The following is a 14,222-nucleotide window of genomic DNA, read 5'->3' as shown; positions in this document are numbered from 1 at the left end:
GTTTTTTCCGACTACGCCCAGCCCGAACGTTCGTAAGGCAGGTGGCCCGTCCGCTTTCTTGCCCCATTTTTTCGCCGCCCGCTCCCCGGCTACCGGCCCCTCTCCCGCCCTCTCGTGAAAGCACTCCGCGCTACCGATAAGTACCTGATTCGCTACAAGTGGCACTTCCTCGGCGGGGTGCTGTTCGTGGCCCTGAGCACCCTGCTGGCTATTTTTCCGGCCCAGGTGGTGCGCTACGCCTTCGACCTGGTGCAGGAGGGCATTGCCCTCTACCACCTCTTCGCCGGCACCCGGGCGCAGCAGGAAGTGTACTCGCTGTTCGGGCGCAACATCGTGCTCTACGGCACGCTCATCATCCTGCTGGCTTTGCTGCGCGGGGTGTTTCTGTTCTTCATGCGCCAGACGCTCATCGTGATGAGCCGGCACATCGAAAACGACCAGAAAAACGAAATCTACCAGCACTACCAGTCCTTGCCGCTGAGCTTCTACCGCCGCCACAGCACCGGCGACCTGATGTCGCGCATTTCGGAGGACGTGGGCCGGGTGCGCATGTACATCGGGCCGGCCATCATGTATTTCATGCAGCTGGTCATTTTGTTCCTGCTCATCGTGCCCCTGATGCTGATTGTCAACGTGAAGCTCACGCTGCTCACGCTGCTGCCACTGCCCATCCTGAGCGTGAGCATCTTCTACGTCAACGGCCTGATTGAGAAGAAATCCGACGACATTCAGAAGGCGCTGGCGGGCATGACGACGTTCGTGCAGGAGGCGTTTTCGGGCGTGCGCGTCATCAAGAGCTTCGTGCGCGAGGAGGACTCGCACCGCAACTTCACCGCCGCCTCCGATGAGTACCGCGGCAAGTCGCTGAGCCTGAACTTCGTCAACTCGCTGTTCTTCCCGCTTATCATGTTCCTTTCGGGCATCAGCACGGTCGTCACGGTCTGGATTGGCGGGCAGGAAGTTATCCGCGGCACCATCACCACCGGCACCATCGCCGAGTTCCTGATTTACGTGAACCTGCTCACCTGGCCGGTTACGGCCCTGGGCTGGACGTCGTCATTGGTGCAGCGCGCCGAAGCCTCGCAGGCCCGCATCAACGAGTTCCTGGATCAGAAGACCGACATCGTCTCCTTGAACAACGTCGAGCGGCCCATCGAGGGCGACATCGTGTTCGAGAACGTGTCGTTCGTGTACCCCGACACCGGCATTCGGGCTCTGCAGGACGTGTCGTTCCGCATTCAGCCGGGCCACACGCTGGCCGTCATCGGCAACACCGGCTCGGGCAAGACGACGGTGGCCAACCTGCTCTGCCGCCTCTACGACGTGTCGAGCGGCCGCATCCTCATCGACGGCGTGGACGTGCGCGACTACACGCTCACGTCCTTGCGCAGCCAGATCGGCTACGTGCCCCAGGACGTGTTTTTGTTCTCCGACACCATCGGCCGCAACATTGCCTTCGGCCTCGACCACAGCACCCAGCAGCAGATCGAACAGGCCGCCAAGGACGCCGACGTGTACGAAAACATCGTGCGCTTCCCCGAGGGCTTCGACACGAAAGTGGGCGAGCGGGGCATCACCCTCTCGGGCGGGCAGAAGCAGCGCGTCAGCATTGCCCGGGCCCTCATCAAGGAGCCCAGCATCCTGATCTTGGACGATTCGCTTTCGGCCGTCGACACTAAGACCGAAAACGCCATCCTGGCCAGCCTGCAGCGCATCATGCTGAACCGCACCAGCCTCATCATCTCCCACCGCGTGTCGTCGGTGAAGCTGGCCGACCACATCTTGGTGCTCGACGACGGCCGCATCGTGCAGCACGGCACCCACGAGGCGCTGATGGCCGAGCCCGAGGGCCTGTACCGCGCCCTCTACGAGCGGCAGCTGCAGAGCGAGGAAGCGTAAGGCAGTAGCGCGGGCTTGGCTACGCCGACCTTCGGTTCAGCCCGCGTCCGCCAGATAGTAATTCTTAGTTGCGCAAACGACACTGTTCTAGCGTCGTCCTCCCATACGCGGGCCAAAGCCCGCGCTACAACGCCAGCAGTTCCGCCGCCCGCAGTCCGCTCTGCGCGCCCATAGCCACGCCCATACCGTTGCAGCGCAGCGCCCCGTAGATGCGCGGCGCCAGCTCCCCGACGAACGGCTCCAGCTCCTGCCCGAAGCCCATGACGCCGCTCCAGCGTTGCTCGATGGCCACGTCGCGGCCCGGCAAAATCACCTCGCGCAGCAGCTGCTCCAGCCGCTGCTGCACCAGCGGCGTGAGGCCGGGCTTGGTGGTGGCTTCGGCGGCGAAGTCGAGGTGGCGGCCGCCGCCGAGCAGCAGGCGCTGGCCGGGCAGCGGGCGGAAGTAGTAGTAGCCCCGGTCGTAGTGGAAGGTGCCGGGCAGGTGCAGGCCGGGCACGGGCGCCGTCACCAGCACCTGCCCGCGGCCGGGCGTCACGTCGAGGTCGGGGAAGAACTGCCGGCTGAAGGCGTTGGTAGCCAGCAGTACCTGCCCGGCTTCGATTTCGGCCAGCGGAGTGCGCAGCGTTACCGCCGCCGGCCCGCTTTCCAGGGCCGTGACAGGCACGCCGTGCAGCACCACCACGCCCTCCTGCCAGGCCAGGCGCAGCAGCGCGTGCATCAGGCGGCCGGTGTCGAGGGCGCCTTCGGCCACGTTTTCGAGGATGCTGTGCACGCCCGCGAATCCGAATTCGGCCCGGCGCTGGTCGGCCACCCGGAAGATTTCCGGCTCGCCGATGACGGGCGCCAGCAACTGGTTGTAGTAGTCGAGCCGGGCGCGGCAGTCGGTGGCCAGCGCGGCTTCGTCGTCGCGAAACAGCTCGTAGCCGCCCAGCGGCTCGTAGGCTATGGCCGCGTCGCCGAGCAGTTCGCGCAGCAGGCGCAGCCCCTCCCAGCGGTAGCGCACCACCGAGAGCAGGGCCGCCGTGCCGCCCTTGCGCTCCTGCTCCACCAGCTCCGACACGCTGCCGAAGCAGGCGAAACCGGCGTTTTTAGTGCTGGCACCGTTGGGCAGCACGCCGCGCTCCAGCACCAGCACCCGGGCCTGGGGCCGGCGCCGCTTGGTAAAGATGGCCGCCGTCAGGCCTACCAGCCCGCCGCCCACCACGGCTACGTCGAAGCCTTGCAGAAAGGAGTGTTTTTCCCAGTAGGACAGTAGATCGGGCATGGTGCAGCAGCCAGCAGAGCAATAAAAAAAGCCTCCCGGCCCAAAAGCCAGGAGGCGCAAAATAACAACGCTGACGCGGGCTTACTGGCCCAGCGTGACGCGGCGCATAAAGGTCTTATCGGCTACGGAGCAGCGCACCACGTAGCTGCCGTTGGGCAGGTTGCCCAGCGGCACCGACATGGCCGCGCCGGTGGCCGACAGCGCCTTGGTCAGCACCGGCCGCCCGTCCGAGTCATTGACTTCCAGCTGCATGGGACCCTTGGCGTTGGTGCGCACGCGCAGGGTGTTGTTCACCGGGTTGGCCTCCACGTTGAACGTAATGCTGGGCCCATCGGCCTTGGCCTGCTCCGAACCGGCCGTAATCAGGGCCGTCGGCTTGTCGGTAGTAGCCGTTTGGGCAAGGCCGAGGGTGGGCAGAGCCAGAAAAAATGCGGAGTAAAGAAACGCTTTCATAAGGTGGAAACGGCGGCGTTTTGACGGCGCTAAGATACGGGTTTCGCGGCGCTTGGCCGTGGTTATCAGTCCGCAACGCGCCGCGCAGCGGTTCAAAACGCCCAACAGCCAATTTTCGTGCCCGAAACCACCTCTTGGCTCGCTGAAAAAAATCTTACGCCGGCATTGCGTCAATGCAAGATTAGCGTGTACATTTGCACCCACATTGTCCGAAAACGGGGTGTAGCGCAGCCCGGTAGCGCGCTACGTTCGGGACGTAGAGGCCGTAGGTTCGAATCCTGCCACCCCGACTACAAAAAGCAGCAGCCCTCATACCAGGCGGTTGTTGCGGAGGACAATGTACCGGCGCCTTTCCCGAAAGGCGCCAACGCTCGGGGTGTAGCGTAGCCTGGTATCGCGCCAGCATGGGGTGCTGGAGGTCGCAGGTTCGAATCCTGCCACTCCGACGAAAGCCCGCCGACTGTCACAGGTCGGCGGGCTTTTTTGCGTCCGGGCCGGGCGCGTCTGCCCGGCGCCGCCTCAGCCGCAGGCGCTAGCAACAAGCCTGCTCGCCCCGGAAAGCAACCGATGCGCATCAGTCTCTCGGGCGCGACGAGCCCCTTCGCGTTGCTGCCAATGACAGGCCAAGGAACTTATCAGGTCTGGCTCAGCAGGTAGCGCTTGAAGGCGTCAAAGTCGGCCGCCAGGGGCGTTTGGTGCTCGGGGCGGCCGGCCAGCGCCGCTGCGGCGGGCGGCACGTCGATGCGGGCCGCCACGTCGGCGGGGAAGACGTCGGGGAACTTGCAGGGGTGGGCTGTGGCCAGGAACACGCCGGTGGCGGCCTCCTGCGGGTGCTCCTGCTGCCACTGCTGCCAGGCCCGCCAGGCAATGGCCGTGTGCGGGCACACCACGTAGCCGAACTGGTCGAATACCTGCCGGATGGCGGCGCGGGTGTCGGCGTCGCTGAAGCTGTAGCCGCTGACGAGGTCGGTCAGCGCGGCGGGGTCGGCGCGGAACAGGTCGGTGATGCGGGCCCAGTTGCTGGGGTTGCCCACGTCCATGGCGTTGGAGAGCGTGGCCACCGAGGGCTTGGGCTGGTACCGGCCGGTGCGCAGGAAGACGGGCACGGTGTCGTTGGCGTTGGTGGCGGCCAGAAACTGGCGCACCGGCAAACCCAGGCGCCAGGCCAGCAGGCCGGCGCCGAGGTTGCCGAAGTTGCCGCTGGGCACCGCAAATACGACTTCGCCCCTGCCCTGCCGCCGCAGCTGGGCGTAGGCATTCACGTAGTAAAACGCCTGCGGAATCAGCCGGGCAATGTTGATGGAGTTGGCCGAGGTCAGCCGGAACCGCTCGTTCAGCGCCGCGTCGCCGAAGGCCTGCTTCACCAGGGCCTGGCAGTCGTCAAAGGTGCCGTCGACTTCGAGGGCGCGGATGTTCTGGCCGTTGGTGGTGAGCTGCTGGCGCTGAATGGGGCTGACCTTGCCGCGCGGGTACAGAATGGTGACGCGCACGCCCGGCACGCCCAGAAAGCCCAGGGCCACGGCCCCGCCGGTGTCGCCGGAGGTGGCCACCAGCACGTCGAGGGGGCGGCCGCCTTCCTGCTGCAGGAAGTAGCCCATCAGCCGGCTCATAAAGCGCGCCCCGAAGTCCTTGAAGGCCAGCGAGGGACCGTGAAACAGCTCCAGCACGTAGGTGTCGGCCGCCAGTGCCACCACGGGCGCCGGAAAGTCGATGGCCTCGTCGATGAGGCGGCGCAGGGCCTCGGCCGGCACGGCGTCCTGCAGCAGGGCGCGGGCCAGCTCGTAGGCCAGCTGCGGCAGGCTCAGTTCGGGCACCCGCTCCCAGAAGTCCGCCGGCAGCCGCGGAATGTCGACGGGCAGGTACAGGCCGCGGTCGGCGGGCAGGCTGTTGAACAGGGCTTCGCGGAAAGGCACGCGCAGGGCGTGGTCGTTGGTGCTGTAGAGGAGCATTGGCGGCTGGTTTAGTCCGTCATATCGAGCGAAGCCGAGACATGACGGACTGATTCTTCATTGTCAATTACAAAACCCGCGGGCCCTGCTGGTTGATGGCCGACACGTAGCCCTGGCTGCCCACGCCCAGCCCGGACAGGTGCCGCCGCAGCTGCTCGGTAATGGCGGCGGCAGTGGCTTCGTCGGGGGCGAAGGCGAAAACCGAGGGCCCCGAGCCGGAGATGCCGAAGCCAATGGCGCCGGCCTGCAGGGCCAGCTCGCGCAGGCGGTAGAAATCGGGGATGAGCATGGCGCGCACCGGCTCTACCAGCACGTCCTGCATGCTGCGGCCGATCAGCCCGACGTCGTTCAGAAACAAGCCGCTGACCAGCCCGGCCACGTTGCCCCACTGCGTGACGGCGTCCTTGAGCGGCACCGTCTGGCGGATGAGCTGGCGGGCGTCGCGGGTGGGCACCTCTACGTGGGGGTACACGATGGCGCAGTGCAGCGCGGGGGCGGGCAGGCGCACCACGTCCAGCGGGGCGTAGCTGCGGATGAGCACCATGCCGCCGAGCAGGGCCGGGGCCACGTTGTCGGCGTGGCCGGCGCCGCAGGCCAGCTCCTCGCCCTGCATGGCAAAGGGCAGCAGCTCCAGGGCGGTGAGCGGGCGGCCCAGCAGCTCGTTGATGGCCCAGAGGCCGGCCACGGTGCTGGCCGCGCTGCTGCCCAGCCCGCTGCCGATGGGCATGTGCTTGTGCAGCTCGATGTCGACGCCCACTTCCTGCTCGCGGCCGAGGTGGCGCAGCAGCATCTGCACGCTGGCGCTGACGGTGTTGCGCTCGGCGGCCAGGGGCAGGCGGCCCTCGTCGCCGCTGATGCGGGTGATGCGCACGCCGGGCGCGGGGCGGCGCGTCATCAGCACCTCGTCGCCGGGCCGCTCGACGGCGAAGCCCAGGATATCGAAGCCGCAGACGACGTTGGCCACGGTGGCGGGGGCGAATACGCGGACGGAATCAGCGGGCATAACAAGTGAGCAAGGCCGGGGCGACGGAGGCTTGGGGTGAATGGGTAAATATAAACGCCGGCGCTTAGCAGCGGCCAGCGGGGGCCGGGGCGGGCTCAGCCCCGCTGTTGCCGGAAGTTCTCCGCCCGCGGCCACCATTCCCGGACCCGGGGCAGCCGGAGCAGCTTGCCGTTGAAGCGCTGCACCCCGTAGTCGTGCCCGTTCAGCTCGCCGAAGCCCGGCGCTACGCGCACCCGGTACTCGTCGTCAATCCAGAACAGCTTCCGGTCGAAGGCGCGGTGCAGGTTGGGGCAGAGCGCGAGGCCGTTGCCGATGGTATCGTCGTGGCTGACGGCCCAGGGCACGATGTGGCAGGCGTCGAGCAGGGGCGCGGCGCCGCTGGTGGCAATGAGCTGCAGCTCCGAGACGGCGCAGGTGGACTGGTAGGCCCGCAGGACTTGCTGCACGAAGGCGCCTTTGCGGAGGAAGACGTCGGTTTCGTCGGTCAGGTCGAGCTGCCGCTGGTAGGTAGCCGGGCTTTCCTGCAGCAGCTGGCGGCCCAGCTCATCGAGCTTCTGCTGCCCGACCTGCGGGCGGAAGTACTGCTGCGTCAGCGGAAAGTAGCGTTGTAGCAGGGCCTGCCGGATGGCTTCGCGCGCGACGGGCTCCTGCAGCAGCGCCCACAGCGCCGGGTCCAGCGACGCGTGGGCGACGACGTCGCGCAGGTGGCCGAAGCTGCGCACCGAGCGGGAGGACGTCAGGACCAGCTCGTGGCCCGGCCGGGCGTGCAGAAACCAGAAGCGCCGGGCGTCGTTGCGGCCCTGCAAGTGGAAGAACGGCAGCTGAAAAGGTGCCGCCCGGTATTCCGGCCCGGGGCTGAGCAGCTCGCAATACGCCTTGAAGGCCGCAATCAGCTCGGGGGTAATGGCAATGCGGTTGTCGGCAATCTGGCCGCCCTCGACGCCATCGAGCACGGCCAGCAGCAGGGCCGGCTTGTAGGGCGACTCCACCCGGACGCCGGCGCGCAGCTGCGAATCGACGTTCAGGCGGGTCAGCCGGTCAATAAAGTGCTGTAGCGAAGTCAAGCGGCGAAAACGGATGGCGGCTCAAACTACGGCCCCGGCCCGGGATGAGCAAACGGCCGCCGCCCGGGCCGGGCGGCGGCCACTCCAGCGTAATTTCTTGCCCGCTATTACGCGGCCGTCAGCAGTGCCAGCGCTTACATTTGACAAATCACACTCATTCAATCCCAACCACCTTGAAACACCGTTACCTATCCGCTTCGGCCCGGCCGCTGCTGAGCGGGCTGGCGCTGCTGCTCTCTTTGGGCGGCGCCGCGGCCCAGCAACCGGCGGCGACGCTGCTGCGCGACGCCGAGCCCGCCGCCTCGCCCCTGGCCGCGGCCCTGCACCACGCCCGGGCGCTGGCGCTGGACCCCGCCGCGGCCCGCGCCGTGCTGGCCACGGCCCCGCCCGAAACCCGCACCGGCGCCCAGCCGCTGGTGCTCAACCTGCCCCTGCCCGAGGGCGGCACCCAGCGCTTCGCCGTGTGGCAGAGCAGCGTAATGGCGCCGGGCCTGGCCACCCGCTACCCCGATATCCAGACCTACGCCGGGCGCGGCCTCGACGACGCGGCCGCCACCGTGCGCCTCGACCTGACACCGGCCGGCTTCCACGCCCAGATTCTCTCGCCCGTCACCGGCACCACCTTTATCGAGCCGGCCCGCCGCGGCGACACCCAGCACTACCTCAGCTTCAGCAAGCACGCCATCAAAGCCGGCGCCATCGAGCAGGGCGGCTGCGACTTTCAGCCCGCGGCCAAGGACGCGGCCCGGGCGGCGGGGGGCGGCTTGGCGCCCACCCTGCCGGCCTACAACGGCACCACGGCCCACATAGCCGCCGGCGGGCAGCTGCGCACCTACCGGGTGGCCGTGGCCACCACGGGCGAGTACGCGGCCTTCCACGGCGGTACCCTGCCGCTGGTGCTGTCGGCCATCGTGACGAGCATCAACCGCGTGGTGGGCGTGTACGAGAAGGAGCTGGCCGTGCGGCTGGTGCTGGTGGGCAACAACGACCAGCTGGTGTACCTGAACGCTGCCACCGACCCGTACACCAACAACAGCGGCTCAACCATGCTGGGGCAGAACCAGACCAACGTGGACAACCTCATCGGCACGGCCAACTACGACATCGGGCACGTGTTCAGCACCGGCGGCGGCGGCGTGGCCGGCTACGCGGTGGTGTGCCGCAACGGCAACAAGGCCCGCGGCGTGACCGGCAGCTCCTCGCCGGTGGCCGACGCCTTCGACATCGACTACGTGGCCCACGAGATGGGGCACCAGTTCAGCGGCTCGCACCCCTTCAACGGCAGCACCGGCAGCTGCGGGGGCGGCAACCGCAGCGCCGGCGCGGCCTGGGAGCCCGGCTCGGGCAGCACCATCATGGGCTACGCCGGCATCTGCGGCGCCCAGAACCTGCAGCCGAACTCCGACGCCTACTTCCACGTGGGCAACTACGAGGAGATGCGCGCCTTCATCGTGTCTACGCCCTGCCCGGTGACCACGGCCACCGGCAACGCGGCGCCGGTGGTGAGCATTCCGGCCGCCCGAACCCTGCCCATCGGCACGCCCTTCCGCCTGACGGCCAGCGCCCTCGACGTGGAAGGCGACGCGCTGACCTACAGCTGGGAGGAAATCGACCGGGGCTCGGCCGGCTCGCCTACGGCCGCCCAGACGGCCAACAACAACGTGCCGCTGTTCCGCTCCTGGGTGCCCACGACCTCGCCCACGCGCTACTTCCCACGCCTCTCCGACCTGGTCAACAACACCGTCGTCATCGGCGAGCGGCTGCCCACCGTCACGCGCCGCCTGACCTTTAAGTGCACCGCCCGCGACCAGCACAACGGCCCGCTGGGCGTTATCGGCGGCGTGGGCAGCAGCGACTCGCTGAAGCTGCCGGTGACGAGCACGGCCGGCCCCTTCGTGGTGACGGCGCCCACCGCGGCCGGCCTGACCTGGGCCGGCGGCAGCACGCAGACCGTGAGCTGGGACGTGGCCAATACCACGGCCGCGCCGGTGAGCTGCGCCACCGTCAACATCCGCCTGAGCACCGACGGCGGCCTGACCTACCCCACCTTCCTGGCCCGCGGCGTGGCCAACAGCGGCACGGCCACGGTGACGACGCCCAGCGTGGCCACCACCACGGCCCGCATCATGGTGGAAGCAGCCGACAACTACTTCTTCGACATTTCCAACGCCGACTTCACCATCAGCACCGCCAGCCCCTGCGCCCCGGCCACGGCCCTGACCATCAGCGGCATTAGCAACACCGGCGCCACGCTCAGCTTCACCACCGTCAGCGGCGCCACCCCGTACGTGGTGACGACCTCGCCCGCCACCGCCACCCAAACGGTGACGGCCGGCCCCGTGACCCTCAGCGGCCTGACGCCCGGCACCAGCTACACGGTGCAGGTGGTGAGCAGCTGCGGCAGCGGCAGCACCTCGGCCGCGGCCACGGTGAGCTTCACCACCACCGCCCCCGCGCCCTGCCTGGCCCCCTCCGAGCTGGCCGTGAGCAACATCGCGCTGACCTCGGCCACGCTGAGCTTCCTGGGCACGCCCGGCGGCGGCAGCTACACCATCACGACGGTGCCCGCCACCACCACCCAAACGGTGACGGCCGGCCCCGTGACGCTGACGGGCCTTGCTTCGGCCACCACCTACGTGGTGCGCGTGACGGGCACCTGCACCGCCGGCGGCACCTTCCCGGCCGCGGCGGTAAGCTTCCGCACCCTGGCCCCGCCCCCGGCCAATGACCTCTGCGCCAACGCCGCAACGCTGACCTGCGGCGCCGCTGCCGTGACGGGCACCACCGAGGGCGCCACCGCCACCGGCGACCCAACGGCCACCTGCACCACCACCGTCGACCAGGGCGGGGTGTTCTACCGCATCGTGGGCACCGGCGGCCTGATCACGCTGACAACCTGCTCGGCCACCACCAACTTCGACACCAAGCTGTTCGTCTTCACCGGCAGCTGCGGCAACTACACCTGCGTGACCGGCAACGACGACGCCAGCGGCCCCAGCTGCAGCGCCAACTCGGTGGCCTCGACGGTGAGCTTCACCTCCACCGCCGGCACCACCTACCTGGTGATGGTATCGGGCTGGGACGACGAAGTGGGCACCTTCGCCCTGAGTTCCACCTGCGCGCCGCTGGCCGCCAAGGAGGCTGCCACCACGGCCTTCCAGGTGTGGCCCAACCCAGCCGGCACCCAGGCCGCCTTCCACGTGACGCTGCCCGCCCCGACGCCGGCCGGCACCGCCACCCTGCGCAACGTGCTGGGCCAGCGCGTGGCCGAGCGTAGCTTCAGCGGCACGGCCACGGAAGTATCGACGGCGGGCCTCGCCCCGGGCACCTACCTGCTCACGGTGCAGGTGGCCGGTCAGGCCCCGGCCGTGCGCCGCGTGGTGGTCGAGTAATTGGAGGGTACGGTTCCGAAAAGGCCCGCGCTACTAAGTAGCGCGGGCCTTTTTGATTTGAGTGGCCAGCGTGCAACCGCCGTTTTCCAGCGGCAAAGAACCCGCCTGGCAGGGTGGGCTACCCGCGCCGGCTGGGCGTTGCCACCGGGCCCATGGCCGCCAGGAGGCGCAGGTAGTACGGCGCTATGGTTTCTTCCAGTTTCCGGAGCTGCACTTTATCGAACCGGTGGAATTTGCGGGGGAACGTCCTGGTAGCCTGCGCGGCCAATTCCAGCAGCAAGGCCTTGATAACAGCCGATTTGTTTTGCCCTCTGGACATGATCCTGAATGTTACCCCGTTCAGCAGTACGGGACGGTCATGAACGGTGGACTCCAGCTTCTGCCCGGAAATCAGAAATACGTGCGCCGGACCAACCCAATCCGCAGGAATGATTTTCAGTACCGTGGCAACGTCCTGCCGGGTCACGGAGTGAAATGGCTCTTGATGCACGTGTTCAATGATAATTTTCATCAGGCCAGGGCGCTAAGGGTCCGTTACCTACGTAGCGGCGGCATGCCAGGCTTCGTCAGCGACGCCGCAACTACTTCTGCCTCCAAACGGGCGGGGAGCTGGCGTTCCGCCTTGCCTACCGCGTGCCCACGTTCACCAGGTCGGCAAATACGCCGGCGGCCGTGACTTCGGCGCCGGCGCCGGGGCCTTTCACCACCAGGGGCCGCTCCTTGTAGCGCTCCGTGGTGAAAGAAATAACGTTGTCGGCGCCGGAAAGCTGGTAGAAGGGGTGCTGCTCGTCGACCATCTGCAGGCTGATGCGGGCCCGGCCGTCTTCGAGCTGCCCGATGTAGCGCAGCACCTGGCCGGCAGCGGCGGCGCGGTCTTTCAGTTCGCTGAAGTAGGCTTCGTGGGCCCGCAGCTGCTCGTAGAAGGCCGCCACCGTGGGCGCCTGCAGGCAGGCGGCGGGCAGCATGGGCTCGATGATGACGTCGTCGGGCTCCAGCGGGTGGCCGGCGTCGCGGGCCAGGATGAGCATCTTGCGCATGAAGTCCCGGCCGTTTAGGTCGTCGCGCGGGTCGGGCTCGGTGTAGCCGCGCTGCTGGGCCTCGCGCACGATGTCGTGGAAGGACGCCTCGCCTCGAAAGTTGTTGAAGATAAACGAGATGGTACCCGACAGAATGGCCTCGATGCGCTCCACCCGGTCGCCGGAGGTGCGCAGGTCGCGCAGGGTGCGAATGATGGGCAGGCCCGCGCCCACGTTGGTTTCGTAGTAGAAGTCGGCCCCGTGCTGGCGGGCGGCGTCGCGCAGCTCGCGGTACTGCTGGTAGGGGCCGGAGTTGGCTATTTTGTTGCACGTCACCACCGAAATGCTGTGGCGCAGCGCGTCGGCGTAGTGCGCGGCCGGCTCGGGGGCGGCAGTGTTGTCGAGAAGCACGCAGTTGGGCAGGTTCAGCTGCTTCATGCGGGCCACGAAGCGGGCGAGGTCGGCCGGCTCGGAGTGGCCGTTATTCAAGGCGGCTTCCCAGCCGTCGAGGGGCAGGCCGCTGGGGTCGATGACCATGCGGCGCGAGTTGCTCAAACCCACCACCCGCACCTGCACGCCGTTTTGCTCGCGCAGGAAGTCCCGGTGGGCGTGCAGCTGCCCGAGCAGGGTGCGGCCGATGTTGCCGGTGCCCAGCGCGAAGACGTGCAGGGTCTTGGTCAGCTCCACGAAGAAGGCATCGTGCACCGCGTTCAGGGCCTTGGCTAGGTCGGCCCGCCCGATGATAACCGAAATGTTGTACTCCGAGGAGCCCTGGGCAATGGCCCGCACGTTGACGCCGTTGCGGCCCAGGGCCTGAAACAGCTTGCCGGCAATACCCGGCGTCTGCTTCATGTTTTCGCCCACAATGGCCAGCACCGCCAGGTCCTGCTCGATGCCGGGCAGCTCCAGCTTGCGGGCCTGCAGCTCCAGCTCAAACTCCTGCCCAATCAGCTCCCGGGCCCGCACCGCGTCGTGGGGCGCCACCGCGAAGGTGATGCTGTGCTCCGACGAGGCCTGGGTGATGAGGATGACATTGATCTGCTCCCGGGCCAGCAAGGAAAACAGCCGCCCGCTGAAGCCCGCCTTGCCCACCATCCCCGAGCCCTCCACGTTGATGACGCTCACGTCGTTGATGCTCGATATGCCCTTGATGGGCAGCGCCGAGGGCTGGCAGTCGTGGCGGATGGTGGTGCCGGCAAAGTCCAGGTCGAAGGTGTTCCGGATGACGATGGGAATCCGCTTCATGAAGGCCGGAATCATCGTGGGCGGGTAGATGACCTTGGCTCCGAAGTACGACAGCTCCATGGCCTCGGTGTAGCTCAGCTCAGGCAGCGAAAACGCCTTTTTCACCATGCGCGGGTCGGCCGTCATCATGCCGTTCACGTCGGTCCAGATCTGGATTTCCTGGGCGCCCAGCGCCGCCCCGAGGATGGCGGCGGTGTAGTCGGAGCCGCCGCGGCCCAGGGTGGTGACGCGGCCCTGGGCGTTGCGGGCGATGAAGCCGGTGACGAACAGCAGCCGGCCCGGGTGCTCCCGCACGAAGCCGCGGATGAGCTGCTCGGTCAGCTCGGTGTCCACCCGCGCCTGCCCATAGTGCGCGTCGGTCCGGATCAGCTCGGTGGCCTCCACGCACAGCGCCTCGGGGAAGCGCCCCGCGGCCAGGGCGCTGACCAGGAAGGTGGCGCACCGCTCGCCGTAGCTCAGCACCCGGTCCAGGGTTTGCGGCGTTAGCTCGCGCAGGCTGCCGATGCCGTGCAGCAAATCTTCCAACTCGTTGAAGAGCAGCTTCAGGCGCGTGAGCACCGGGTTTTGGCGGGCCGCGTCGAGCAGGGACTTTACCACCCCGAAGTGGCGGTTTTCCAGCTCCATCAGCGAGGTGGTGACGGGCCGGCCGGCGGCAGCGTCTTCGGCGGCGGCCAGCAGCAGGTTGGTCACCCCGCTCATGGCCGAGAGGACGACGACGGGCCGCTCGCCGCGGGCCACTTCGCGGGCTACCACGTCGAGCAGGGTGCTGATGCTGGCCACGGAGCCGACGGACGTGCCGCCGAATTTGAGAATGTTCATGAGTGCGGGCATAAAAAAACGCCTTCCCGGGCGGCGGGAAGGCGTTGGCTGAATGATGCGAAACCGGGTTGATTAGCCCCTCGTGCGCGCGCCGCCGACCCACCCGTAGCGGGCGGTT

At 67.8% G+C, this 14,222-nt stretch carries 9 protein-coding genes and 2 tRNA genes; 4 read left to right on the top strand and 7 right to left on the bottom strand.

Annotation, left to right across the window (positions count from 1 at the left end; all coding sequences use genetic code 11):
* The first annotated feature begins 114 nt into the window (after window positions 1-114).
* Window positions 115-1,899, top strand: a complete 1,785-nt coding sequence (locus DLM85_RS17945; RefSeq protein WP_111479520.1) for an ABC transporter ATP-binding protein — start codon at window positions 115-117, stop codon at window positions 1,897-1,899.
* A 124-nt stretch (window positions 1,900-2,023) separates the two neighbouring features.
* On the opposite strand, the gene DLM85_RS17940 is transcribed toward DLM85_RS17945, so the two are convergent.
* Together DLM85_RS17940 and DLM85_RS17935 are read right to left on the bottom strand one after the other, a co-directional pair.
* Complete coding sequence (locus DLM85_RS17940; protein ID WP_111479519.1) at window positions 2,024-3,163, bottom strand: NAD(P)/FAD-dependent oxidoreductase; 1,140 nt, start codon at window positions 3,161-3,163, stop codon at window positions 2,024-2,026.
* An 81-nt stretch (window positions 3,164-3,244) separates the two neighbouring features.
* Entirely contained in the window at window positions 3,245-3,616 is a 372-nt protein-coding gene (locus DLM85_RS17935; protein ID WP_111479517.1) for a T9SS type A sorting domain-containing protein, read from the bottom strand.
* 216 nt (window positions 3,617-3,832) lie between these two features.
* On the opposite strand from DLM85_RS17935, the gene DLM85_RS17930 reads away from it, so the two are divergent.
* Window positions 3,833-3,906, top strand: a tRNA-Pro gene (locus tag DLM85_RS17930).
* Between the two features lie 82 nt (window positions 3,907-3,988).
* Window positions 3,989-4,062 (top strand) — tRNA-Pro (locus DLM85_RS17925).
* 189 nt (window positions 4,063-4,251) lie between these two features.
* Here DLM85_RS17925 and thrC read toward each other — a convergent pair.
* The 3 genes from thrC to DLM85_RS17910 all read right to left on the bottom strand — a co-directional run bounded on the left by thrC (window position 4,252) and on the right by DLM85_RS17910 (window position 7,632).
* Complete coding sequence (thrC, locus tag DLM85_RS17920; protein ID WP_111479516.1) at window positions 4,252-5,565, bottom strand: threonine synthase; 1,314 nt, start codon at window positions 5,563-5,565, stop codon at window positions 4,252-4,254.
* 67 nt (window positions 5,566-5,632) lie between these two features.
* Entirely contained in the window at window positions 5,633-6,568 is a 936-nt protein-coding gene (locus tag DLM85_RS17915; RefSeq protein WP_111479514.1) for a homoserine kinase, read from the bottom strand.
* Between the two features lie 95 nt (window positions 6,569-6,663).
* Window positions 6,664-7,632, bottom strand: a complete 969-nt coding sequence (locus tag DLM85_RS17910; RefSeq protein WP_165822191.1) for an HNH endonuclease — start codon at window positions 7,630-7,632, stop codon at window positions 6,664-6,666.
* A 173-nt stretch (window positions 7,633-7,805) separates the two neighbouring features.
* On the opposite strand from DLM85_RS17910, the gene DLM85_RS17905 reads away from it, so the two are divergent.
* The gene (locus DLM85_RS17905) at window positions 7,806-11,024 is read left to right on the top strand and encodes a reprolysin-like metallopeptidase (protein ID WP_165822190.1); all 3,219 of its coding nucleotides are present in this window, start codon (window positions 7,806-7,808) and stop codon (window positions 11,022-11,024) included.
* A gap of 118 nt (window positions 11,025-11,142) precedes the next feature.
* Here DLM85_RS17905 and DLM85_RS17900 read toward each other — a convergent pair whose 3' ends face one another.
* Together DLM85_RS17900 and thrA are read right to left on the bottom strand one after the other, a co-directional pair.
* Window positions 11,143-11,535: a hypothetical protein gene (locus DLM85_RS17900; protein ID WP_111479510.1), complete on the bottom strand. Its 393-nt coding sequence runs from the start codon at window positions 11,533-11,535 to the stop codon at window positions 11,143-11,145.
* Window positions 11,536-11,650: 115 nt separating this feature from the next.
* The gene (thrA, locus tag DLM85_RS17895) at window positions 11,651-14,104 is read right to left on the bottom strand and encodes a bifunctional aspartate kinase/homoserine dehydrogenase I (protein ID WP_111479509.1); all 2,454 of its coding nucleotides are present in this window, start codon (window positions 14,102-14,104) and stop codon (window positions 11,651-11,653) included.
* Between the last annotated feature and the right edge of the window lie 118 nt (window positions 14,105-14,222).

The organism is Hymenobacter edaphi (assembly GCF_003258365.1).
Classification (GTDB): domain Bacteria; phylum Bacteroidota; class Bacteroidia; order Cytophagales; family Hymenobacteraceae; genus Solirubrum; species Solirubrum edaphi.
Note: the sequence above shows the minus strand (reverse complement) of the source record. Positions and strands in the feature narration are given on the sequence as shown.